Source organism: Aeromicrobium sp. SP1, from assembly GCF_055663785.1.
This window is the reverse complement of sequence record NZ_JBQVVK010000001.1, coordinates 2601254-2624635: the sequence shown is the minus strand read 5'-3', so window position 1 is coordinate 2624635 and position 23382 is coordinate 2601254. Positions and strand designations below refer to the sequence as shown.

Sequence of the window (23382 nt, the reverse complement as noted above, 5' to 3'; positions counted from 1 at the left end):
ATGACCGACGACGAGGTGCGCGGCGAGCGGATGGCGCGGCAGCGGCTGACCGGCGAGCCGTTCGCGAGCATCACCGAGGCCGTCGGCCACCTGACGGCCGTCCAGGCCCAGGAGTTCGACGACGCGTGCCGCGCCGTCGCCCGACGGGTCGAGGGCTGGCCCGCGGCTGCGGAGGTCGCCAGGGAGGCCGCGGAGGGGGCGATCGTGCGCCACCACGTGCTGCGGCCGACGTGGCACTTCGTGCTCGCCGAGGACCTCGACTGGCTGCTCGACCTCACCGCCGAGCGCGTCCACGCCCAGGCCCGGCCGCAGTACCGCAACAACGGCATCCTCGACGACCTGGACCGCCTCGTCGGGACCGTCGGCGAGATCCTCGGTGACGCCGAGACGCCGCTGACCCGCAAGGAGATCGGCGTCGCCCTCGCGGGACGCGGGATCGAGCTGCCGAGCGGCACGTTGATCCACCTGACGTTCGCGGCCGAGCTCGACAAGGTCGCGGCCACCGGACCTCGGCGCGGCGGCTGGGACACCTTCGTGCCCTACCGGTCGCGGGTGCCCCAGTCCGAGCGGCTCGATCGCGACGAGGCCATCGTCCGCCTCGCCGCGCGGTACCTCGCCGGACATGCGCCGGCCACGCCGCACGACTTCGCCTGGTGGGCCGGGCTGACCGTCACCGATGCGAAACGCGCCTTCGAGCAGGTCGAGGTCGAGCCGGTGAGCGGGAGCGCCGCCGGGACGGCGCACCTGTTGTCGCTCTTCGACGAGTACGTCATCGCCTACAAGGACCGCACGATCTATGCCGCGCCCGTCTCCCGCTTCGGCACGATCGACGTGTGGGGCGGCAACCTCGCGATGGTCGACGGCGTCGCGGTCGGGACCTGGCGGCTGCTGAAGCCGAAGCGCAGGTCCGACCCGGCGACGCTCGAGATCACCGCGAGCGCAGCGCTGACCCGCGAGCAGGCCCGAGGGCTGGAGGCCGACGCGGCCTCGCAGCTCGCACACCACGACATCCCCTACGAGATCATCTGGAAGGAGGCCGCATGAGCGTCCGCACCATCGTCGACCCCACCACCGCGGCATATCGCGAGAACCGCGAGGCGATGCTCGCTCGCGTCGCCGACCTCGCCGAGCAGCACGCCAAGGCGCTGGCCGGCGGCGGCGAGAAGTACGTCGAGCGGCACCACCGCCGCGGCAAGCTGACCGCCCGTGAGCGCATCGAGCTGCTGCTCGACGCGGACACGCCGTTCCTCGAGCTCGGCGCGCTGGCCGGCTGGGGCACCGACTTCGCGGTCGGCGGCTCGATCGTCACCGGCATCGGCGTCGTCGAGGGCGTCGAGTGCATGATCATCGCGAACGACCCGACCGTGAAGGGTGGCTCCTCGAACCCGGTGACGGTCAAGAAGGGCTTCCGCGCCGCGCAGATCGCCGCCGAGAACCACCTGCCGACGATCAACCTCGTGGAGTCCGGCGGCGCCGACCTGCCGACCCAGAAGGACATCTTCATCCCCGGCGGCCAGTCGTTCCGCAACCTCACCCGCGCGAGCGAGGACCGCCGCCCGACGATCGCGCTCGTCTTCGGCAACTCCACCGCGGGCGGTGCCTACATCCCGGGCATGAGCGACTACGTCGTCATGGTCGACGGCGGCGCGAAGGTGTTCCTCGGCGGTCCGCCGCTCGTCAAGATGGCCACGGGCGAGGAGTCCGACGACGAGTCGCTCGGTGGCGCGTCGATGCACGCGAAGACCTCGGGCCTGGCCGACTACCTCGCGGTCGACGAGCACGACGCGATCCGCCTCGGCCGACAGATCGTGCGCCGGCTCAACTGGCGCAAGGCCGGGCCCGCCGCGCGCGACGACTACGCCGAGCCACTGCTCGATCCCGAGGACCTGCTGGGCATCGTGCCGACCGACCTCAAGGTGCCGTTCGACCCGCGCGAGGTCATCGCGCGGCTCGTCGACGGCTCGGAGTTCGACGAGTTCAAGCCGCTCTACGGCTCGAGCCTCGTGACCGGCTTCGCGCAACTGCACGGTCACCCGATCGGCATCCTGGCCAACGCGCAGGGCGTGCTGTTCAGCCAGGAGGCGCAGAAGGCCGCGCAGTTCATCCAGCTGGCCAACCAGGTCGACACGCCACTGCTGTTCCTGCACAACACGACCGGCTACATGGTCGGTGCCGAGTACGAGCAGGGCGGCATCATCAAGCACGGCGCGCAGATGATCAACGCCGTCTCGAACAGCAAGGTGCCGCACCTGTCGATCGTGATGGGTGCGTCGTACGGGGCCGGTCACTACGGCATGAGCGGTCGCGCCTACGACCCGCGCTTCATGTTCAGCTGGATCGGCGCGAAGTCCGCCGTGATGGGCCCGGCCCAGCTCGCGGGCGTCATGGAGATCGTCGCGCGTCAGTCGGCCGAGTCGAAGGGCCTGCCGTTCGACGCCGAGGGCTTCTCCGGGATCAAGGCCCTCGTCGAGCAGCAGATCGAGGAGCAGTCGCTCGCGTACTTCACGAGCGGCATGGGCTACGACGACGGGGTCATCGACCCGCGCGACACCCGCACGATCCTCGGCATCTGCCTGTCCGCCATCGCCACTGCGCCCATCGAGGGTGCTCGCGGCTACGGGGTGTTCCGCCTGTGAGCGCGTTCGCGCCGGTGGGGCACGGAACTTTCTGCATTGAGGTGGCCATAGCCACCCGAATGCCTCAGGATCCGTCGCTCCCAGCCCAAATGCAGAAAGATCCGTTCCCCCGAGGAGCCCGCGCATGACCACCATCACCCGAGTCCTCGTCGCGAACCGGGGCGAGATCGCCCGGCGCGTGTTCCGGACGTGCCGCGACCTCGGGATCGAGACGGTGGCCGTCTTCTCCGACGCCGACGCGGAGCTGCCGTTCGTCGCCGAGGCCGACCTCGCGGTGCGGCTACCCGGATCCGCGCCCGCCGACACCTACCTGCGCGGTGACCTCGTCATCGAGGCCGCGCACCGGACGGGCGCCGACGCGATCCACCCCGGCTACGGATTTCTCTCCGAGAACGCCGACTTCGCGCGCGAGGTCGAGAAGGCCGGCCTCGTCTGGATCGGTCCGAGTCCGGAGTCGATCGAGCAGATGGGCAGCAAGATCCGCGCGAAGGAGATCATGGCCGCCGCGGGCGTGCCGATCCTCGCGGTCGACCTCGACGGCGTCACGGCCGGAGAGCTGCCGTTGCTCGTCAAGGCCAGCGCCGGCGGCGGCGGTCGCGGCATGCGCGTCGTCGAGCGCCTCGAGGACCTCGACGCCGAGCTGGCGAAGGCCGAGGCCGAGGCCGAGTCCGCGTTCGGAGACGGCACCGTCTTCGTCGAGCCGTACCTGCCGCGCGCCCGCCACGTCGAGGTGCAGGTCCTCGCGGACACCCACGGCACGGTGTGGGCCGTCGGCGACCGTGACTGCTCGATCCAGCGCCGTCACCAGAAGGTCGTCGAGGAGGCGCCCGCGCCCGACCTCTCGGACCGGGCTCGCACGACGCTGCACATCGCCGCGCGCGAGGCCGCGAAGGCCGTGAGGTACCACGGTGCCGGCACGGTCGAGTTCCTCGTCGACGGCGACCGGGTCTTCTTCCTCGAGATGAACACCCGTCTGCAGGTCGAGCATCCGGTCACGGAGGAGGTGCACGGGCTCGACCTGGTCGCCGAGCAGGTGCGGATCGCCGAGGGCGGGCAGCTGCTCGGACCCGTTCCCGAGCCGCGGGGCCACGCGATCGAGGTCCGCCTCTACGCCGAGGACCCCGCCGACGACTGGTCGCCGCAGACCGGGACGATCCGCGCCTTCGAGTTCCCCGACTCGGTGCGCGTCGACTCGGCCGTCGAGGTCGGCAGCACCGTGGGCATCCACTACGACGCGATGATCGCGAAGGTCGTCGCGTACGGCCCGGATCGCGCGACGGCGCTGCGCAAGCTCGTCGACGCATTGCGCCGGTCGCGCGTGCACGGCGTCACGACCAACGCGTCGGCGCTGCGGCAGATCCTGACCGCACCCGAGTTCGTGTCCGCCGAGCTGTCCACCTCGCTGCTGGAGGAACGGGCCGACGACTGGTTCGGCACCCCCGCCGGCGACCCGCTCGCACCCGTGGCCGCCGCGCTCGCGGAGGCGACCGTCGCCGCGGCCGGCTCGCCGGTCCTGGGCCGGATTCCCGCGGGGTGGCGCAACGTCCCGAGCCAGCCGCTCGTGCGCGAGTACGAGGGTCACGAGCCGGTGCGGTACCGCAGCGCGGGCGGACGACTGGTCGTCGACGGTGTCGAGGTGATCTCGATACACCGTCTCGCTCCGCTCGCCGGCACTCGATCGCCGGACGCCGCGCGGGTCCAGGTCACGCTCGCGGTCGACGGGGTGACGCGGCGCTACGCGGTGACGGCGGCCGAGGGTCACGTCGACGTCGACGGACCGGACGGCTCGGTCACCCTGACGCCTGTCGCGCGGTTCGTCGACCCCGCGGACGTCGTGGCCGAGGGATCGCTGCTCGCGCCGATGCCCGCGTCGGTCGTGGCCGTGAAGGTCGAGGACGGCGCGACCGTCGCGAAGGGCGACGCGATCGTCGTCCTGGAGGCGATGAAGATGCAGCACACGATCACGGCGCCCACCGACGGCGTCGTCAGCGGCCTGGCCGTGACCGTCGGACAGCAGGTCGAGGCCGGGTCGGTCCTGGCCGTCATCGAGGGAGTCGAGGAGCAGCAATGAGCATCGCGTTCACCGAGACCGAGGAGCGCCAGGCGCTTCGCAGGGCCGTCGCCGCGCTGGGCGCCAAGTACGGCGAGCGGTACTTCTACGAGGCCGCCGACGCGGGCCGCAAAACCACCGAGCTGTGGTCCGAGGCCGGCAAGCTCGGGTACCTCGGCGTCTCGATCCCCGAGGAGTACGGGGGAGGCGGCGGTGAGATCGGTGACCTCGCCGCGGTGTGCGAGGAACTGGCGATCGCCGGGTGCCCGCTGCTGCTCATGGTCGTGTCGCCGGCGATCGTCGGCACGGTCATCGCGCAGTACGGCACGGAGGAGCAGAAGCAGCGCTGGCTGCCGGGCCTGGCCGACGGCACCGCCACGTACGCGTTCGGCATCACCGAGCCCGACGCCGGCTCCAACTCGCACAACCTCGTCACGAACGCCACGAAGTCCGAGGACGGCTGGGTGCTCAAGGGCGGCAAGACGTTCATCTCGGGCGTGGACGAGGCCAGCCACGTCCTCGTCGTCGGCCGCACCTCCGACGCGAAGACCGGAAAGCTCAAGCCGGCCCTGTTCATGGTGCCCACGGACGCCGAGGGCTTCACGTGGCAGGAGATCGACATGGGGCTGACCAGCCCCGAGAAGCAGTTCACGCTGTTCTTCGACGACGTCCGGCTGCCCGCCGATGCGCTCGTCGGCAGCGAGGACGCGGGCCTCGAGCAGCTGTTCGCGGGCCTCAACCCCGAGCGGATCATGGCCGCCTCGATGGGCACCGGCACGGCCCGTTGGGCGATCAACAAGGCCGTCGCCTACGCCAAGCAGCGCGATGTGTGGGGCCGGCCGATCGGCGCGCACCAGGCCATCGCGCACCCGCTCGCGCAGCTGCACATCGACGTGGAGATGGCCCGCCTGCTGACCCAGAAGGCCGCCGCGCTCTACGCCTCCGGCGACCTCATGGGCGCCGGCGAGGCCGCGAACATGGCCAAGGTCGCGGCCGGCGATGCGGCCGCGAGGGCCGTCGACACCGCGATCCAGACCCACGGCGGCAACGGGCTGGCCAACGAGTACGGTCTCGTGCAGGCGCTGGCGTCGTCGCGGCTGTCCAACATCGCGCCGGTCAGCAAGCAGATGGCGCTCAACTTCGTCGCCCAGTTCTCGCTGGGTCTGCCGAAGTCCTACTGAGCGTCGACAGGAGGCAGTCATGACCGAACTGGTGCACCTCGACGTCGCCGACGGCGTCGCGACGATCACGCTCGACAGCGAGCACAACAGGAACGCGCTCAGCCGCCAGCTCGTCACCGAGCTCGGTGACCGGCTCGCCGCCGCCGAGGCGGACGCCGCCGCGAAGGTGGTCGTCCTGCGCTCGGCGCACCGGGTGTTCTGCTCGGGCGCCGACCTGTCGGAGGCCGCCGAGGGCGGGATGGAGCAGGGCGCCGTCGCGCTCGTCGCCCTGCAGCGCGCGATCGCGACGAGCGCCATGCCCGTCGTGGTCGTCCTCGCCGGGCCGGTCCGCGCCGGCGGCCTGGGCCTCGTCGGCGCCGCGGACATCGTGCTCGCGGCCGAGTCGGTGACGTTCGCGCTGACCGAGGTGCGGCTGGCCCTCGCGCCGGCGGTCATCAGCCTCTCGCTGCTCGAGCGGCTGTCACCGCGCGCGGCCTCGGAGGTCTTCCTGACGGGTCGCTCGTTCGCCGCGGCAGAGGCCGCGGCGATGGGTCTGGTCACCACGGTCGCACCCGACGACGGCCTCGACGAGGCGCTCGCGGGCGTCCTCGGCGAGCTCGCGCAGGGCTACCCTCAGGGCTTCGCCGAGACGAAGCGGCTGCTCAACGCGGACCTCGTCGACCGCATCGATCGGCTGGGTGCCGAGGTCGCCGCCGGCTCGGCCCGCCTCTTCGGCAGTGAGCAGGCCCGCGAGGCGATGCTCGCGTTCCTCTCCCGCAAGCGCTGACGCGGCCCACCCTCGGTGACGGGGGTCGCCGCCCGCGCCATACGACGACGGGCGCCGATCCCCGAGAGGATCGGCGCCCGTAGTACGGGGTGGCGGGACTCAGATCGCGACGTCCGGCATCGTCGGCAGCCGGTTCACGCTGCAGCGTGCCGTCGGGTTGACCGTCGCGATGGGGCCGGTGCCGCCCGAGCCGAACGCGATGTACGGAAATCCGGAGATCCGGTAGGACCGGGTCTGCGGTGCGGCTCCCGGTGTGATCGCCGTACGGACCCTGTCCGCCGACTCTGTCAGGCCCGGCGTGGTCAATCGATAGAGGTCGAACACGGTGTCGGTCGCCTCGTCCGCAGCGCCCAGTCCGAGGCGCAGCGTCGTGCAGGCCTTGGCGACCTTGAAGAACGTGCCGCTGACGTTGAAGGAGAACGCCTTGGCGTAGGTCTTCCCGGCGAGCGTGACCGGGCCGGTGACGACGAGGTCGGAATTGTCGCGGCTCTGCTTCGTCAGGTCGAGCCAGCGGTAGCCGGTGTAGGACCGGGCCTTGCTGACGCCCTTCGCGCGCTTGGAGGATGCGGGAGCCACGACGCGCAGCGCCTGCTTGCCGGCGGTGCGCACGGTGACCTTCGTCGCGTAGCGGGACTGCTTCGTCGTGGTGACCTTCGTGACGGTCTTCCAGGCGCCGGAGCCGACCTTTCGCTGGACGAGCAGCTTCTTCTTCGCCGACCTGGGTCCGGAGACCTTGCCGGAGACGGCGATCTTCTGACCGACGTCGGCGGTCTTCTTGGACAGCGAGATCGTGACCTTGTAGGTCGGCTTGGCCGCGTGGGCGGTGGCCGGGGCGAGGGCGACGACCAGACCGGTCGCGGCCGCCACGGCGATGGTGCGCAGGCGCATGGGGATTCCTTCCGACATAAATCGGTCCTCGAAGACTAGGGGCGAGAGCCGTTCCGGGAGGGTGCAATGGCCTCATGTCTCACACAGGACTCGCGATTCCTCGTCGGACGCCCTCCGGTGCACATCGGCCGAACGCCTGACGGGACCGACTCGGGCTCGCTAAAGTCGCGACGGAGTGACACCAGAGGCCCTTGGGGCCCGTGTGACTCCTTCCCCCCGCCAGCCTCCCGAGAGGAACCTTGTGTCCCCGAACGTCCAGATCAACTCGTCGCGTCCGGTCGGGAGGTGGCTGGCCCTGCCGACGGCGCTGCTGATGGCGCTCGCGATGCTGCTCGCCGGCACCGCCGCCCCGGCCGTCGCCACCCCCGGCACCGGATATGCCTACGGCTGGATCTACAGCGAGAACGGCAGCAGCAGGGGTGCGGTCGTCTCCGCCTTCAGCGAGGACCCGCGCCTGAACGCGTCGGCCGTCGCGGCCGGCACCACGACCCTCACGGAGGGCACGTACTTCTCCCTGGAGGTGCCGGGCGACACCGAGGGAGCCCCGGTCTGGATCCGCGTCGAGAAGGCGGGTTACGTGACGACCGTCCTGGGCCCGTTCACCGCGTACGCGGGCAGCAATTCCTACGTCGGCGACGTCGAGCTGTCGGTCGACCCGGCCCTGCTCGGCACCCTGACCGGTGTCGTCCGCGATCCGTCCGGTGAGACGGTCGGCGAGGGCCGCGGACACGTCGAGATCTACCAGGTCGAGGCTGACGACCAGGTGACCTACGTGCGGACGATCCACACCGACGACGAGGGCGCCTGGTCGGCGGCGCTGTCCGCCGGCACGTTCATCGTGCAGGTGTCCGACGACGAGGAGGACTTCGCCACGTTCTGGGTCGGCGGCACCTCGGAGGAGACCGCGACCCGGTACACCGTGACCTCGCAGCACACGACGACGTCCGCCGACGCGACGTTCGTCGGGGGTGCGACGATCACGGGCACCGTCCGCGACGCCGCGGGCAGGCCCCTGCGGGACGTCTCGGTGGTGGCCACCGCCGGCTCCGACGACGACTTCTGGGCCTGGTCGTGGGCCAGGACCGACGCGAAGGGCCACTACACGCTGCCCCGGCTCGCCGACGGCGCCTACAAGCTGCAGGCGGCCGACCAGATCGAGGAGTTCGCGTCCCAGTGGTACTCGAGCGCCGAGACGCGCCTCGATGCGTCGGAGGTCGTGATCGCTGACGGCAAGACCGTCGCGAACGTGAACTTCACGCTCGCCGCAGCCCCCGCCCCGACCGAGCCGGGCAACGTCACCGGCAAGGTCGTCGACAAGGCCGGCACCGGTCAGCGCGGCGGCATCGTGACGGCATACGGTCGCACGGACGAGGGATGGTCCGCCCTCGACTTCGCCCGCGTCAAGGCCGACGGCTCGTACCGCTTCTGGTCGCTGCCCGCCGGCGACTACAAGTTCGAGTTCCACGACGGCTCCGAGGAGCCCCGCACCGAGTCGCAGTGGCACGGCGGCGGCTACTCGCTCAACCAGGCGACGCAGGTGACGGTGACCGAGACCGGACCGGTCGACCTCGGCACGCTCGTCGTGAGCACCCTCGGCACGATCTCGGGCCGCCTCTCCCTGCAGGCGCTCCCGGGCCTGCCGTGGACCGAGCGCGAGGTGATCGTGGTCAACGCCGACGGCGAGCCCATGGACGTCTACGTCGACATGGACTCGAAGGGCCGCTTCGCGGCGAAGGTGCCCCCGGGCACGTACCAGGTGGTGTTCCGTGGCGAGCGCCACGCCGATCGCGAGGGCACCGACGTCGAGTTCATCACGCAGTGGTGGAAGAACGCGTTCTCGGCCACCACCGCGAAGTCGATCACGGTGGGCGACGGCGCGATGGTCACGGGCGTCGACGCGACGCTCGGTCACACCCTCGCGGCCGTCGTGGCGCCGAAGGTCTCGGGCACGGCGACGCCGGGCCAGCGGCTCACGGTCGGGACCGGCACGTGGAACCGCATGGCGGACACGCGCTTCACGTTCCAGTGGAAGGTCGGCGGCGTCGCCGTCGGCACGGGCGCGACCTACACCGTCCGGGCCGCCGATCGGGGCAAGCCGGTCACGGCCACGGTGACGGCCACGGACCGGTTCGACCGGTACGGAGTCGGCACGGCGACGGCGGCCGCCGTCGTGGCCAAGGACGTCGCGAAGGTCTCGCTGGCCGCCACGGCCGGCAAGAAGTCCGCCAAGGTCACCGTGACGCTGTCCCTCCCGGGCACGGCGGCAGCGGCGACGGCCGGATCCGTGCGCCTCTACGACGGTGCGAAGTTCGTCCGCACCGTGAAGGTGGCCAAGGGCAAGGCGTCCGTCACCGTGCGGCTCAAGAAGGGCAAGCACACGCTGAAGGCCGTGTACGCGGGATCGACCGCGTACACGTCGGCGCAGGCGACGAGGACCGTCAAGGTCAAGTGACGACAGCGCGCACGGCGCCGGTCCCCTCGGGGGTCGGCGCCGTGCGCGTTCCTGCGCGTGAACGGCGTCACGGGCCAAGGTGGCGTGACGGCTCGGTCCGGGGTCATAGAATGGGGAGTTCCGCAACGGCAGAAGGATCTCGATGACCACCCCCTCCCGCGACGAGCTGGAAGTCCAGCACGAGCAGGCGTACGTCGACACGGTCTACGAGCGACTGGACGACTCGGCCAAGGTCGCCGAGTCGCTGCTCGCCGAAGGCATGGCGCGCGGCCACATCGGCCACGAGGGCGGACTGGTCGAGCGCGACGCCATGGTCTACCAGGCCTCCCGACGGCTCAGCGCGCTGAACGCCGCGCACGACGGGCTCGTGTTCGGCCGGCTCGACCTCGCCGGCGGCGATGCCCGCTACATCGGACGGATCGGTGTGCGCGACGCCGATCGCGAGATCCTGCTGGTCGACTGGCGCGCCCCCGCCGCCGCGGTCTTCTACCGCGCCACGGCGCAGGACCCGGCCGGCATCGTGCGACGCCGCGTGCTGCGGTGCCGCGGCGACCGTGTCATCGGCGTCGAGGACGAGCTGCTCGACGCCGAGCGGGCGCCCGACGGCATGGTCGTCGTCGGCGAGGGTGCCCTGCTGGCCAGCCTGAGCCGGGCCCGCGACAGCTCGATGCACTCGGTCGTCGCCACGATCCAGAAGGAGCAGGACGAGGCGATCCGCGCTCCCGCCCGCGGCGCCACGATCATCGGCGGCGGCCCGGGCACCGGCAAGACGGTCGTCGCGCTGCACCGTGCGGCGTACCTGCTGTACACCGACCGACGCCGCTTCGAGTCCGGCGGCGTCCTCGTCGTCGGGCCCTCGGGCGTCTTCATGAGCTACATCGAGCGCGTCCTGCCCAGCCTCGGCGAGACCACCGTGACCCTGCGCTCGATCGGCGAGGTCGTCGACGGCATCCGGGCCTCGCGGCACGCCTCGCCGGAGGTCGCCGCGCTGATCGGCTCGGGCCGCATGGCCACGGTGCTGTCGCGTCTCGTCCGGGCTCCTCGCCCCGACGCGCCGACGCGCCTGCAGGTGTTCTACCGCGACGACCGGCTCATGCTCGAGGCCTCCGACCTCGCCCGCATCCGCCGCCGCGTGCTGGGTCAGGGGCTGCCGAACACGCTGCGCCCCAAGGTGCGCACGGCTCTCGTCGACGCGCTGTGGGAGCGGGCCAAGGGCGACCGCGCCCTCGACCGCGGACCCGAGGCGTTCGCCGACGACCTCGACGGCGATCCGGTGTTCGAGGACTTCCTCGATGCGTGGTGGCCCGACCTGGATCCCGGCGAGGTGTGGAGCAGCGTGCCGTCGCGACTCGGCGAGCTGGCGTCCGACCTCTTCACGTCCTTCGAGCAGCAGGTGCTGCGCCGCGAGTGGCCGCAGGACCCGACGATCGAGGACGTGCCGCTGATCGACGAGCTGCGCCACCTCGTGGGCGAGGTGCCCGAACGAGGCCCCGAGGACGACGACAACCCCAAGCAGCTGATGAGTTTCGAGCGGCAGGAGCGCGAGCTGCGCGCCACGACGAGCATCGAGGACGACGGCTACGCGCACGTGCTGGTCGACGAGGCGCAGGACCTCTCGCCGATGCAGTGGCGCATGCTCGGCCGTCGCGGCCGCACCGCCAGCTGGACGATCGTCGGTGACGAGGCGCAGTCGTCATGGCCCGACCCGGCCGAGTCGGTCGCGGCCCGAGGCGAAGCGCTCGCCGGGATGCCCGTGCACCGGTTCCGGCTGTCGACGAACTACCGCAACTCGGCCGAGATCTACGACCTCGCCGCGCGGGTCGCCGCGCGGGCGATCGACCACCCCGACCTCGCCGAGGCGGTGCGTCGTACCGGCGTCGAGCCGCGTCACGAGCTCGTTCCCGCCGCCGCCCTGGCGGAGCAGGCCCGCGCCGAGGTGCTCGCGCTGCTCGACCAGGTCGAGGGCACGATCGCGGTCGTCACGCCGGGGCACCGGCTCGCCGAGATCGCGGCGGCCGTGCCCGCGAATGATCGCGTGCGCGTCCTGGACCCGCTCGACACGAAGGGCCTGGAGTTCGACGGAGTGCTGCTCATCGACCCCGACGGTGTCGTGTCCGACTCCGCGGCCGGCTGGCGCACGCTCTACGTCGCCCTGACGCGGGCCACGCAGCGGCTCGTCACCCTCGGTGCCTCGCAGGCCTGGCTCGACCGGGTGGGCCGGTGAGGCGAGTCCTCCCCGCGGCGGCACTGCTGCTGCTCGGACTCGCGGTCACCCTCGGCGTCGCCGCGACCACGTTCGTCGACACCGAGCGGGCTGTCACGATCGGCGCGCACAACGCGACCGCGTCGCCCACGTTCGACGGCCACGTCACGATCGTCGCCGGACCGCTGCTGCCCGAGCTGCGCACGCCGTCCGGCGCGCCGCTGGGCATCGGCGCCGAGGTCGTCCTGCGCGACAGCCCCGACACCGACCTCGAGCGCGTCCTGGCGCAGGACGCCGCGATCGCCAGCCAGCCCGACGGCGAGATCGCCGCGATGACCTCCGAGATCGAGGAGATGGCGCGAGCCGCCCTCGTGCGGGGCGCCGCGGTCGGCGTCATCACGATGGTCGTCGCGTTCGTCGTCTGGCGTGCGGTGGGTGCACGGCGGCGGCAGGAGCTGCGCCGGGCGTGGCCGCCCTCGTCCCGCACGCTCGTGACCGGGGCCGCCCTCGCAGTCGTGCTCGTCGGGGCCGTCGCCGTGTACCTGCCCGATCCCAGCACCCACCGCGCCACGGCGTGGGTGCCGATCCGCGACGAGTTCCCTGAGCTGCCCGACGAGACCGTTCTCGCGAACGTCCAGATCTCGCGCGGCGCCGCGACCGCGACGAGCAAGGCGATCGTCGAGGGTGCGCTCACGACGTACGAGGAGTCGCGGACCTTCTACACGACGCTCGCCGAGAAGACCGAGGGCATCGCGGTGCGCGCGCCGCAGGAGGGTGAGACCACCGCGGTCGTCGTCACCGACCGGCACGACAACGTCGGCATGGACCCCGTCGCCCGCAAGGTCGCCGACGCCGCGCAGGCCTCGTTCGTCGTCGACCTGGGTGACGACACGTCCAACGGCGCCTCGTGGGAGGCCTTCAGCATCAAGTCGCTGCGCGAGACGTTCTCCGACCTGCCGATCGTCGCCGTCGCCGGCAACCACGATACCGGGAAGACCGTCCTGCGGGAGATGCGGCGCCACGACTTCGTCGTGCTCGACGACGAGCCGGTCGACGTCGAGGGCTTGCGCATCCTCGGTGCCAGTGACCCGCGCAGCTCGGGCCTGACCGCGGGCTACAACGGCAACGAGAGCGACAACATCGCCGCGATCACCGAGCAGAGTCGGCAGCTCGGTGAGGTGGCGTGCGAGGACGGGGACGTCACGCTCCTCGCGACGCACAGCTCCGCGTCGGCGAAGCAGACGATCGCCGACGGCTGTGTCGACCTGGCGATCAGCGGCCACCTGCACCGCCAGGTCGGACCCACCTCGACGCAGGGCACGGAGGGCACGACGACCTCGCTGTCGCTCGGATCGACCGGCGGCGCGGTCTACGCGTTCGCGCTGGGCACGAAGCTGCGCCGCGACGCCCAGGTCGGCGTCCTGACCTTCGCCGACGGCCAGGCCGTCGGCCTGCAGATCGTCACGTTCCGGCCCGGCGGCGTCATCGACCTCGGTGACTACACGCCGATCCCCGTCTCCGCCGGCTGACCTGCGGTGGACGGATCTTGATGCCTTTGGGTGGCCATGGCCACCCGAAGGCCTAAGGTTTCGTCCCCCCGGGCCGGCATCAGCGGCAGCGCGCGAGGATCAGCGCGCGGTAGGCCTCGGCGCACCGCACGACGTCGGCGATCGCGACCGACTCGTGCTCGCTGTGGCCGTCGTGCGGCTCGCCCGGGCCGAACTGGACGGTCGGGATCCCGGAGGCGACGTACTGGCGCAGGTCCGAGCCGTACGGCGCGCCCGCGGTCGGGGCTCCGGTGATCTCGACGACCTGCCGCACGAACGGGTCGTCGGCGTCCGTCGCGCCCGGGGCGAACCGTCCGCCCGTCCACGACACGGCGTGCGGCGCGACGGCGGACTCGAGCGCGGCCTGCGCCTGCTCGAACGTCTCGTCCGGGCGCACGCCGTACCGACCCTCCGCGACGAGCAGGTCGGGCACGGTGCTCGCCCAGTCCCCGGCCCGCACGATCCCGACGGAGATCCCGAAGGGAATCGGCAGCGCCGCGAACTCCGCCGGGACGGTGGCGTTCCGCTGGGCCTCGAGGTTCCGCAAGGCGGCGAGCAGGTCGGGAAGCCGGTCGACCGCGCTCTGGCCGACCCACCGGGTCGAGCCGTGCGCCGCGACTCCCGTGACCTCGATCCGGAACGTCAGGCAGCCGGCGTTCGCATTGATGACCTCGCCGCCGGTCGGCTCGGCGATGACGCAGGCGGCACCGGAGTGACCGCGGCGCAAGGTCGCGAAGGCACCGAGCCCGCCGTCCTCCTCGCCGATCACGGCATGCACCGCGAGGCCGCGCGAGAGCGGTTCGTCCCGCACCGACCGCACGGCCGCGAGGATCGCCGCCACGCCGCCGAGCATGTCGCACGTGCCGCGACCGAACCACCGACCGTCGCTCTCGGCGAACCGGTTGGTGCCGCCGGGCACGACGTCGACGTGGCCGGTCAGCACGAGCGCCGGGTCACCGCCGCGGGTGCCGACGCAGCCCCACGCCTCGTCCCGGTCGACCTCCTCGCCCGGGTGGGCCGGATCCGCGCGCAGGGCGGCGAGGTCGAGCGGCCACAGGTCGACCTCGAGTCCCAGTTCCCGCAGGCGCGCCGCCATCCACCGCTGGACCTCGACCTCGCCGGCCGAGCCACTGACCGGAGCCAGCTCGACGAGGGCGGTCAGGTCGTCGCGCAGCGCATCGAGGTCCATCACCCGGGCACCGTACCGCCAACCTCGGGCGACGAGTACGCTGTCGCCATGTCGACGACCAGCACCTGGTGGCTCCTCCCCTGAGGAGGACTGTCGACGCACCCCACGCCCAGACCCCCTCGTTGGCGGTCTGGGCGTCGTTCGTCCGGACCGCGGGAAGAAGACCACGATGACGCAGCATGAAACCGGGGCGATCCTCGAGGAACTGCTCGGCCAGCCCGCGTTCGCCCTCATCCGCGGCCGTGAGACCGATGTCGTCACGCTCGTCGGCGGTCCGCGCACCGACGTCGAGACCCTCGCGCAGGTCCCGTTGCGCGAGGACACCGGGCCGGGTTGGGACCACCTCGTGCTCGTGCCGTTCGCCCAGATCGCCGAGCGCGGGTTCGAGGCCAACCAGGACGGCACTCCGCTCTCGGTCGTCGAGGTGCGCACGAGCAACGACGTGCCCCTGGCCGAGCTGCTCGCGCTGCTGCCCGACGAGGCGATCGACCTGGCCGACCGCGGCGGCTTCGAGACCTCCGACGAGGAGTACGCCAGCGTCGTCCGGAGCATCATCGACGAGGAGATCGGCCAGGGCGAGGGCGCGAACCTCGTGATCGGCCGCCGCTACACCGCGACCGTCGCCGACTGGGGCCACGCCAAGGCGCTCACGGTGTTCCGCCGGCTGCTCGAGCGCGAGCGCGGCGCCTTCTGGACGTTCTGCATCTTCACCGGTGACCGCTACCTCATCGGCGCGAGCCCCGAGCGCCACGTCAGCCTCGACGCCGGCCAGCTGCGGATGAACCCGATCAGCGGGACGTTCCGGATGCGCGGCCTCGAGACGCACGCCGACCGCAAGCGCGAGCTGCTGCGGTTCCTGTCCGACGAGAAGGAGATCTACGAGCTCTTCATGGTCGTCGACGAGGAGCTGAAGATGATGTGCGACCTGTGCCACGAGGGTGGCCTCGTGCTCGGGCCGTACCTCAAGCCGATGAGTCACCTCGTGCACACGGAGTACCTGCTCGCCGGCCGCACCGACCTCGACCCGCGGGTCATCCTGCGCGACTCGATGTTCGCCGCGACCGTGACCGGTAGCCCGGTGGAGAACGCGTGCCGCCTCATCAAGCAGTACGAGGGCCGCGGGCGCGGCTACTACGGGAGCGTCGCGGCGCTCATCGGCCGCGACGAGCAGGGCGAGGTCAGGCTCGATGCGCCGATCCTGATCCGGACGGCCGACGTCGACCTCGACGGCAACCTCACGGTCACGGCCGGCGCCACGCTCGTGCGCGACTCCGATGCCGAGCACGAGACGAAGGAGACGTGGGCCAAGGCCTCGGGGATCCTGAGCGCCTTCGGACTGGTCGAGGCGGCGTCCGCCCCCGCCGAGGGCTTCGACGCGTTCACGCGTGAGGACGACGTGCTCATCGCGCTGGGCTCACGGAACCAGCGGCTGAGCCAGTTCTGGCTCAGCGACCAGTCCGGCACGCCGCAGGTTCCGGCGCTCGCCGGCAAGCGGGTGGTCGTGCTCGACGGCGAGGACGACTTCGTGAACATGCTCGGCCACGTGTTCGGCGTGATGGGCCTGACGACCGACGTGGTCCGCCACGACGCGTGGACGCCGGAGGCGCTCGACGGTCACGACCTCGTCGTGGTCGGCCCGGGCCCCGGCGATCCGCGCGACGGGGACGATCCGAAGATGCAGGTGCTGCGGGAGGCGACCCGGCGGCTGCTCGAGCGCGAGCAGCCGTTCCTGGCGATCTGCCTGGGCCACCAGACGCTGAGCCACGTGCTCGGCCTCGACCTGGTCTACAAGGACATCGTCTTCCAGGGCACCCAGAGCGCGCTGCCGGTGCTGGGCCGGACCGAGACGGTCGGCTTCTACAACACGTTCGTCGCCCGCGAGCCCGCCTCGGGACTGCCCGAGGGCGTCACGATCGAGACCGACCCGGACACCGGCGACGTCCACCTGCTGGCCGGTCCGCACTACCGCGGCATCCAGTTCCACGCCGAGTCGATCCTGACCCAGCACGGCTACGCGATCCTGCGCGACCTCACCGAGCAGCTGCTGTCCTGACGGGACGTGCGATGGGGGTCCGCCCGGCACCTGCCGGACGGACCCCCTTCGACGAGCTCACTGACCCGAGTCGGGTGACTCCTGCTGGGGCTGGCCCTGGTCCTGCTGCTTCGCGAGGGCCCCGTTGTCCGAGCCGAGCGTGACCTCGACCTTCTGGGTCTTGCCGTCGCGCAGGATCGTGAGGGTGACCTTGTCGCCGGGGCTGTACCCGCGGATCGTCGCGACGAGGGCATCGTTCGAGGCGATCGGGTTGCCGTCGACCTGCGTGACGATGTCGCCGGTCTTCAGGCCCGCCTTGTCGCCGGCGCTGCCGCTCGTGACCTCGCCGATCTCGGCGCCCATCGCGGTGATCTTGTCGTCCGCGGTCGCGCTGCGGACCTGCACGCCGATCTGCGCGTGCTCGACGGTCTTCCCGTCGAGGATCTGCGTCGAGACACTGCGCACGAGGTTGATCGGGATCGCGAAGCCCAGGCCGACCGAGCCGTTGCCCGAGCCGCCGGTGTTGATCGCCGAGTTGATGCCGATGACGTTGCCCGACATGTCGACGAGCGGGCCACCGGAGTTGCCGGGGTTGATCGCCGCGTCGGTCTGGATCGCCGGGAAGGTCGTGGTCGTGGCCGGCTGGTTCGTCTCGGACTCGCTGCCCGGCGAGACCGGCCGGTTGAGCGCCGAGACGATGCCCTGCGTGACGGTCGACTCGAGGCCGAAGGGCGAGCCGATCGCGACGACCGGCTGGCCGACCTTGACGTCCTTGGAGTCGCCCAGCGACGCTGCGGTCAGGCCGCTGACGTCCTTCGCCTTGATGACGGCGACGTCGGTCGCGACGTCCCGACCGACGATCTCGGCCTGGGCGTTGGTGCCGTCGTTGAAGGCGACCGTGATCGTGCCGCCGTCCGCGGCGGCCTCCACGACGTGGTTGTTCGTGAGGATGTCGCCGTCGGCGCTGATGACGATGCCCGTGCCGGTGCCCGACTCGCCGTTGCCCGTGACGTTGATCATCACGGTGGCGGGCAGCACCTTGGCGGCGACCGCGCTGACGTCGCTGGTCGAGACCGTCGAGGACGCCGTCCGGTCGAGCGACGTCCCGGTCTGCGACGTGTTGCTGATCGAGTCGTCCCCGTTGAGGCCCTCGTAGAGGGCGGCGCCGCCGGCGCCCGCGGCACCAGCGAGCAGCACGACTCCGGTGGCGGCGGCCACGAGGCGGCCGGTGCGGCGCTTGCGCGGCGGCTGCGCGGCAAAAGCGGCCTGCGGGGGCGTGTAGGACGGGGGCACGTCGCCGGCACCCATCGTGACGGTGGGCTCGTTCACGGTGACGGTGGGCTCGTGATCCGAGGTCGGTGCGGTGGGCGTGCCGGTCGCGGCGGAGGTGGCCGTCGGGGCGACCTCGGCGCGCGGCTCGAAGAAGGGCCAGCCGCCGGTGCTCTCGGTCGTGCCGCCTGCGGGCGGCTGGTTCGACGTGGGCGGCGTGTAGGGCTGGCCTGCGTAGGGATCACGCTGATCTGTCATGCTCCAACCTTCTTCCCATCACCTGAGAATGACGTGTGAACACGCTGGGCTCCAGCGAATAACGGAGGCTCACGTCGGGGCGAGCGGAACGGCGAACGTGAACGACGCTCCGTGGCCGAGGGTCGACGCGACGGCGACGGAACCGCCGTGGCGATCGGCGGCGCGCTTGACGATCGACAGGCCCAGTCCCGAGCCGGGCAGGGTGCGCGCCTCGGTCGACCGGTAGAACCGCTCGAACACGTGGGGCAGGTCCTCGGGCGCGATGCCGGGACCCTCGTCGACGACGGTCACGATGCCGTCGCCGAGGCGCACCGTGACGGTGCCGCCCGTGGGACTCCACTTCGCGGCGTTGTCGAGCAGGTTCGTGATCGCCCGCTCGAGCAGCTGGCTGTCGCCGACGACCCACGAGGGCTCGAGGTGGACGTCGAACGCCAGCGACCCCGCGCGCAGCTCGACCCGCTCGACGCCGCGCCGCACGACATCGGCCAGGTCGAGCGGCTCGGGATCGCGGTGCAGTGGCTCGTCGCGGGCCAGCTCGGTGAGGTCCCCGACGAGGGCGGTCAGTTCGTCGAGCTGGGCGCGCACGTCGTCGAGCAGCTCGCGGTGCTCGACGACGCCCAGCTGGTGATCCGGATCCGCGCTGACCTGACGGAGCAGGTCGATGTTGGTGCGCAGGCTCGTGAGCGGGGTGCGCAGCTCGTGACCGGCGTCGGCGATCAGTTGCCGCTCGCGCTTCTGGGTGTCGTCGAGCGCGAGCAGCATCGCGTTGAACGAGCGGGTGAGGCGCGCGAGCTCGTCCTCCTTGCCGGTGACCTCGATCGGCGTCAGGTCGCCGCTCGCCGCGATCCGCTCGGTCGCCTCGGTCAACCGGCGCACAGGGCGCAGTCCGTTGTTGGCGACCGCCCAGCCGGCGAGGCCGGCGAAGAGCATGCCCGAGATCGTCGACAGCGTCAGGACGACCTGCAGCCGGTCGAGCGCCTGCTGGGTCGACTCCATCGACTGGGCCAGCACGAAGGCCTGGCCCTGCCCGGCCTGGACCGCGACGACGCGGTAGGGCACGCCGCCCACGTGGGCCGTGCGGGCGGAGTGGTCGACGAGTCCGAGGGCGACCTCCCGCTCTCGGTTGTCGTAGGGGAAGGCGTTGTCGGAGTACAGCAGGAACTCGCCGCCGCCGCTCTTGATCGTCAGCAGCTGGATCCCGGCCAGCGCGAGCAGGTTGGCCTGGTCGACCGTGATGTTGTCGGGGGTGTAGCCCGCCGCGACCGCCTGCTCGGCGCGCTTGAGCATCGAGTCGTCGAGCGAGCCGATGAACTCGGCGCGGACGAGGACGTAGACCGTGACGCTGATGAGCGACAGCACGGCCGCGACCGCCGCCGTCGTCAGGAGCGCGACGCGGGCGGCGAGCGAGAGTCGCCTCGTGATCGGTCCGAACAGGGTGTGGGCGTGCTGGTAGACCCGGTCCGCGACCCTCACGGGGGAGTCTCTCGCAGCACGTAGCCGACGCCGCGGACCGTGTGCAGCAGGCGGTCCTCGCCCTCGGCCTCGAGCTTGCGACGCACGTACCCGACGTAGACCTCGAGGGAGTTGGCCGTCGTGGGGAAGTCGAATCCCCACACCTCCTCGAGGATGAACGACCGCTCGAGCACGCGCTTGGGCCGCTGCATGAACAGCTCGAGCAGGGCGAACTCGGTGCGGGTCAGCGAGATCGGCCGGCTGCCGCGCCGCACGTCGCGGGTGACCGGGTCGAGCATGAGGTCCGCGAACTCCAGCGGCGGCTCGTCCTCGGCGTCCTCCCGGGCGCGAACGACGCGGCGCAGCAGCGCGCGCAGCCGCGCGAGCAGCTCTTCGAGCGCGAACGGCTTGGTCAGGTAGTCGTCGGCACCCGCATCGAGTCCGTCGACGCGGTCGCTGACGGCGTCGCGCGCGGTCAGCACGAGGATCGGCACGTCGTTCCCGGCGGCCCGCAGCGCGCGCGTGGCGTCGAGGCCGCCGAGCCGCGGCATCATGACGTCCATGATGATCGCGTCGGGCGCGGCCTGCGCGACCTTGGCGAGGGCCTCGGCGCCGTCGCCGGCCATCTCGACCGTGTAGCCGTTGAACTCCAGCGAACGACGCAGCGAGTCGCGCACCGCGCGGTCGTCGTCGACGATGAGGACTCTCATGGTCCGACCTCCGTTCGCCCGCTACCGGGCGCCGTCGAGCAGGGCGCGGGCCGCGCTGGCGGCCCGGGGCCCGTACGCGCCGCCGAACATCACGGCATGCACGAGCAGGGGGTGCAGCTGGTGCAGGACGACCCGCTCGGTCCAGCCGTCCTGCAGGGGAGCCGCCTCGTGGTACGCGTCGAGGATCCGCTGCAGGTGCGGTGAGCCGAACAGCGTCAGCATCGCCAGATCCGTCTCGCGGTGGCCACCGTGGACGGCCGGGTCGATCAGGTGGACGCCCTCGGCCGACCAGACGAGGTTCCCCGACCACAGGTCGCCGTGCAGCAGCGCGGGCGGCTCCGCGTCGCCGGAGAACCGGTGGATCTGCTTCATGGCCTGCTCGATCGCGGCGGCGTCCTCGAGGGACAGCGCGCCCCGGTCGGCGGCGGCCTTGACGTACGGCATGACCCGACGGCTGGCGTAGAACTCCTCCCACGTCGGCAGCGGGCGGTTGGGCAGCGGCGCCAGACCGATGTAGCCGTCGTGGTCGGCGCCGAAGCCACCGGCGCCGGACGTGTGCGTGGTCGCGAGGGCACGGCCGAACGCCTCGGCGTGGTCGGCGGACGGCTTGGTCGGCTCGACCCACTCCAGGACGATGCACTCGGCATCGGCGGCGAGGACGCCGGGCACGGGAACGCCTCCGGCGTCGCGCAGGCGGCCGAGACCCTCCGCCTCGGTCGTGAAGAAGCCCTCCGGTGCGTGGGGGCGGGTCTTGATCACTGCGCTGCGTCCGTCGGTGAGCCGCAGTCGCGTCGTGGTGCAGATGTCTCCGCCCGCGACGGGGGTCGTGGAGACCACCGCGACGTCCAACAACGACTCCGCGAGCGCCGCCGTTCCCGTCATTCGTGCCATGACCGGAAACTTACCGGGTCAGGTCCCGGGTGATGGCCGCACTCGTCCGTTCCACCATCGCGAGCACCTCGTCGAAGCCCTCCTGGCCGCCGAACCAGGGATCGGGGACCTCCGCGTCGGGTCTCGATGCCTGCGGGTCGAAGGACCGGAACATCCGCACCTTGGCGCGGTCCTCGTCCGTTCGGGCCAGCGCCAGCACGTCGGCATGGTTCGAGGCGTCCATCGTGAGGATCAGGTCGTTCTCGTCGAACCACTCGGGACCGAACGTGCGGGCCCGGTGCCGCGTCGGGTCGTACCCCGCGGCCTGCAGCGTGGCCGCCGCGCGTCGGTCCATCGGCTCGCCCACGTGCCAGTTGCCCGTGCCCGACGAGGACACCTCGACGTCCTGCGCGCCGGCCTCGGCGAGCAGCTGCTGCAGCACGACGTCGGCCATCGGGGAGCGGCAGATGTTGCCCAGGCACACGACGGCGACGCGCATCGTCACGCTCGTCAGCGGCCGACGATGGCGGACAGGATGGACTGGCAGACCGAGACGACGATCGCGCCGAGCAGCGCCCACCAGAAGCCGTCGATCGCGAAGTCGATGCCGAACAGGCCGGTCAGCCACTCGGTCGTCAGCAGCAGCAGCGCGTTGATGACGACGAGCAGGATGCCCAGGGTCAGGATGATGAACGGCAGCGAGATGAGCTTGACGAACGTGCCGACCAGCTCGTGCACGATCGTGAACAGCAGGCCGACGAGCGCGAGCGTGAGCACCTGGTTGACCGTGGTCTCGTCGTCGGCGCCGATCGACATGTGGCTGCCGAGCAGGAGGCTGGCGAAGGCCAGCGCGACACTGCTGACGAACCACGTGGACAGAAAGCGTTCCATGCCGATCACCCTAGACGGGGGGCGGCAGCTCGTCCGCCGGGACGTGCCGCGCGGTCTGCGCCAGGACGATGCCCGTGAGCACCGCTGCGACGCCGGCCAGCTGGGTCGCGGTGAGCGCCTCGGCGAACCACGCCCAGCCCACGATCACCGCGACGACGGGCTCGAGCATCGCCGTGACGGACGCCTTCGCGCTCGACAGGTCGCGCAGCGACGCGAGGTACAGGAAGAACGGGACGACCGTGCCCATCACCACGACCCACGTCATCGCGAGCCATGCCGGGACGGTGTGCTCGTCGAGCCGGCCGAGCATCGAGGCGGACCGGCCGAGCGCGTCGACCCCCTCCCAGCCGCCGAGCACGTTCATCGTGATCGCGCCGACGCCGAACGCCCACACGACGATCCGCAGCGGGGTCATCGGATCGGTCGGCGAACCGGTCAGCGCCTCGCCGAACAGGAAGTAGGCGGCGAAGCAGAACGCGGCAGCGAGGCCCATCAGCACGCCGAGGCCGTCGAGCGTGAGTCCCTGCCAGACCTGACCGACGAGCGCCAGCCCCAGCAGCGCCAGCCCGATCGCGGGCCACACGCGCGGATGCACCGGCTCGCGCCGGACGAACCGCACCCACAGCACGACCAGGACGGGGGCGAGGTACTCCAGCAGCAGGGCGATGCCGATCGGCAGCCGCACGATCGCGATGTTGTACGTCCACTGGACGAACGCGACGCCGATGACGCCGAGGCCGACGACGAGCAGCCAGTCGCGGCCGCGCGGCGGCCGCAGCGCGGACCGGTCGAACAGGACGGCGATCAGCAGGAACACGACGAATGCCGACGTGGCGCGCACGGTCGTGAAGGTCGAGACGGGCAGGCCGGCCTCGACGGGGATCCGCGAGACGCCGGCGTTGACGCCGAAGAACAGGGCCGCCGTGACGACGAGCGCGAGGCCACGACGGACGTTCGGCTGGGTCACCCGGACGATTCTCCCAGCCGT

The 23382-nt window shown here is 71.6% G+C and carries 18 protein-coding genes; 9 read left to right on the top strand and 9 right to left on the bottom strand.

Translation table 11 applies throughout. The features are described from left to right. The 5 genes from ACT26F_RS12965 to ACT26F_RS12945 all read left to right on the top strand — a co-directional run bounded on the left by ACT26F_RS12965 (position 1) and on the right by ACT26F_RS12945 (position 6633). Positions 1-1044, top strand: coding sequence for a winged helix DNA-binding domain-containing protein (locus ACT26F_RS12965; RefSeq protein ID WP_471670960.1), 1044 nt, complete (start codon positions 1-3; stop codon positions 1042-1044). Further along, a complete protein-coding gene (locus ACT26F_RS12960) occupies positions 1041-2636 on the top strand; it encodes an acyl-CoA carboxylase subunit beta (protein ID WP_471670959.1) in 1596 nt (531 codons plus the stop codon). Before ACT26F_RS12965 ends, ACT26F_RS12960 begins: the two co-directional genes overlap by 4 nt. Before the next feature lie 124 nt (positions 2637-2760). Then, complete coding sequence (locus ACT26F_RS12955) at positions 2761-4707, top strand: acetyl/propionyl/methylcrotonyl-CoA carboxylase subunit alpha (RefSeq protein WP_471670958.1); 1947 nt, start codon at positions 2761-2763, stop codon at positions 4705-4707. Continuing rightward, on the top strand, positions 4704-5867 hold the full coding sequence (locus tag ACT26F_RS12950) for an acyl-CoA dehydrogenase family protein (RefSeq protein ID WP_471670957.1): 1164 nt from the start codon (positions 4704-4706) through the stop codon (positions 5865-5867). The genes ACT26F_RS12955 and ACT26F_RS12950 overlap by 4 nt, the downstream gene beginning before the upstream one ends. A gap of 19 nt (positions 5868-5886) precedes the next feature. Then, complete coding sequence (locus ACT26F_RS12945; RefSeq protein WP_471670956.1) at positions 5887-6633, top strand: enoyl-CoA hydratase-related protein; 747 nt, start codon at positions 5887-5889, stop codon at positions 6631-6633. 99 nt (positions 6634-6732) lie between these two features. Here the strand turns inward: ACT26F_RS12945 and ACT26F_RS12940 are convergent, their stop codons facing one another. Then, positions 6733-7521, bottom strand: coding sequence for a hypothetical protein (locus ACT26F_RS12940; RefSeq protein ID WP_471670955.1), 789 nt, complete (start codon positions 7519-7521; stop codon positions 6733-6735). 241 nt (positions 7522-7762) lie between these two features. On the opposite strand from ACT26F_RS12940, the gene ACT26F_RS12935 reads away from it, so the two are divergent. The 3 genes from ACT26F_RS12935 to ACT26F_RS12925 all read left to right on the top strand — a co-directional run bounded on the left by ACT26F_RS12935 (position 7763) and on the right by ACT26F_RS12925 (position 13705). Further along, a complete protein-coding gene (locus ACT26F_RS12935) occupies positions 7763-9973 on the top strand; it encodes a carboxypeptidase regulatory-like domain-containing protein (protein ID WP_471670954.1) in 2211 nt (736 codons plus the stop codon). A gap of 142 nt (positions 9974-10115) precedes the next feature. Beyond that, positions 10116-12197, top strand: a complete 2082-nt coding sequence (locus ACT26F_RS12930; protein ID WP_471670953.1) for a HelD family protein — start codon at positions 10116-10118, stop codon at positions 12195-12197. Then, positions 12194-13705 carry a metallophosphoesterase family protein gene (locus ACT26F_RS12925; protein ID WP_471670952.1) on the top strand — a complete coding sequence of 504 codons (1512 nt, stop codon included), beginning with the start codon at positions 12194-12196 and terminating at the stop codon, positions 13703-13705. The genes ACT26F_RS12930 and ACT26F_RS12925 overlap by 4 nt, the downstream gene beginning before the upstream one ends. A 79-nt stretch (positions 13706-13784) precedes the next feature. Here the strand turns inward: ACT26F_RS12925 and ACT26F_RS12920 are convergent, their stop codons facing one another. Next, positions 13785-14912 (bottom strand): M20/M25/M40 family metallo-hydrolase, encoded by a 1128-nt coding sequence (locus tag ACT26F_RS12920; RefSeq protein WP_471671686.1) that lies wholly within the window; start codon positions 14910-14912, stop codon positions 13785-13787. 169 nt (positions 14913-15081) lie between these two features. Here ACT26F_RS12920 and ACT26F_RS12915 point away from each other — a divergent pair, with 169 nt between their 5' ends. Further along, positions 15082-16965 (top strand): anthranilate synthase family protein, encoded by a 1884-nt coding sequence (locus ACT26F_RS12915; protein WP_471670951.1) that lies wholly within the window; start codon positions 15082-15084, stop codon positions 16963-16965. Between the two features lie 57 nt (positions 16966-17022). On the opposite strand, the gene ACT26F_RS12910 is transcribed toward ACT26F_RS12915, so the two are convergent. From ACT26F_RS12910 to ACT26F_RS12880, 7 genes are all read right to left on the bottom strand, one after another. Further along, a complete protein-coding gene (locus tag ACT26F_RS12910) occupies positions 17023-18471 on the bottom strand; it encodes a S1C family serine protease (protein ID WP_471670950.1) in 1449 nt (482 codons plus the stop codon). A 69-nt stretch (positions 18472-18540) separates the two neighbouring features. Further along, positions 18541-19944 (bottom strand): sensor histidine kinase, encoded by a 1404-nt coding sequence (locus ACT26F_RS12905; protein WP_471670949.1) that lies wholly within the window; start codon positions 19942-19944, stop codon positions 18541-18543. Then, entirely contained in the window at positions 19941-20633 is a 693-nt protein-coding gene (locus ACT26F_RS12900) for a response regulator transcription factor (protein WP_471670948.1), read from the bottom strand. Before ACT26F_RS12900 ends, ACT26F_RS12905 begins: the two co-directional genes overlap by 4 nt. Positions 20634-20654: 21 nt before the next feature. Further along, a complete protein-coding gene (locus tag ACT26F_RS12895; RefSeq protein WP_471670947.1) occupies positions 20655-21524 on the bottom strand; it encodes a fructosamine kinase family protein in 870 nt (289 codons plus the stop codon). Between the two features lie 10 nt (positions 21525-21534). Next, positions 21535-22002, bottom strand: coding sequence for a low molecular weight protein-tyrosine-phosphatase (locus tag ACT26F_RS12890; RefSeq protein ID WP_471670946.1), 468 nt, complete (start codon positions 22000-22002; stop codon positions 21535-21537). A gap of 11 nt (positions 22003-22013) precedes the next feature. Next, positions 22014-22394 (bottom strand): phage holin family protein, encoded by a 381-nt coding sequence (locus ACT26F_RS12885; RefSeq protein ID WP_471670945.1) that lies wholly within the window; start codon positions 22392-22394, stop codon positions 22014-22016. A gap of 10 nt (positions 22395-22404) precedes the next feature. Continuing rightward, positions 22405-23361 carry an EamA family transporter gene (locus ACT26F_RS12880; protein ID WP_471670944.1) on the bottom strand — a complete coding sequence of 319 codons (957 nt, stop codon included), beginning with the start codon at positions 23359-23361 and terminating at the stop codon, positions 22405-22407. Between the last annotated feature and the right edge of the window lie 21 nt (positions 23362-23382).

What these genes read in the sequence shown, in the direction of transcription:
- ACT26F_RS12940 (WP_471670955.1), bottom strand. Translation starts at nt 7,521, where the DNA reads ATGCGCCTGCGCACCATCGCCGTGGCGGCCGCGACCGGTCTGGTCGTC.
- ACT26F_RS12945 (WP_471670956.1), top strand. Translation starts at nt 5,887, where the DNA reads ATGACCGAACTGGTGCACCTCGACGTCGCCGACGGCGTCGCGACGATC.
- ACT26F_RS12930 (WP_471670953.1), top strand. Translation starts at nt 10,116, where the DNA reads ATGACCACCCCCTCCCGCGACGAGCTGGAAGTCCAGCACGAGCAGGCG.
- ACT26F_RS12915 (WP_471670951.1), top strand. Translation starts at nt 15,082, where the DNA reads ATGACGCAGCATGAAACCGGGGCGATCCTCGAGGAACTGCTCGGCCAG.
- ACT26F_RS12950 (WP_471670957.1), top strand. Translation starts at nt 4,704, where the DNA reads ATGAGCATCGCGTTCACCGAGACCGAGGAGCGCCAGGCGCTTCGCAGG.
- ACT26F_RS12920 (WP_471671686.1), bottom strand. Translation starts at nt 14,912, where the DNA reads ATGGACCTCGATGCGCTGCGCGACGACCTGACCGCCCTCGTCGAGCTG.
- ACT26F_RS12910 (WP_471670950.1), bottom strand. Translation starts at nt 18,471, where the DNA reads ATGACAGATCAGCGTGATCCCTACGCAGGCCAGCCCTACACGCCGCCC.
- ACT26F_RS12955 (WP_471670958.1), top strand. Translation starts at nt 2,761, where the DNA reads ATGACCACCATCACCCGAGTCCTCGTCGCGAACCGGGGCGAGATCGCC.
- ACT26F_RS12890 (WP_471670946.1), bottom strand. Translation starts at nt 22,002, where the DNA reads ATGCGCGTCGCCGTCGTGTGCCTGGGCAACATCTGCCGCTCCCCGATG.
- ACT26F_RS12885 (WP_471670945.1), bottom strand. Translation starts at nt 22,394, where the DNA reads ATGGAACGCTTTCTGTCCACGTGGTTCGTCAGCAGTGTCGCGCTGGCC.
- ACT26F_RS12965 (WP_471670960.1), top strand. Translation starts at nt 1, where the DNA reads ATGACCGACGACGAGGTGCGCGGCGAGCGGATGGCGCGGCAGCGGCTG.
- ACT26F_RS12900 (WP_471670948.1), bottom strand. Translation starts at nt 20,633, where the DNA reads ATGAGAGTCCTCATCGTCGACGACGACCGCGCGGTGCGCGACTCGCTG.
- ACT26F_RS12895 (WP_471670947.1), bottom strand. Translation starts at nt 21,524, where the DNA reads ATGGCACGAATGACGGGAACGGCGGCGCTCGCGGAGTCGTTGTTGGAC.
- ACT26F_RS12960 (WP_471670959.1), top strand. Translation starts at nt 1,041, where the DNA reads ATGAGCGTCCGCACCATCGTCGACCCCACCACCGCGGCATATCGCGAG.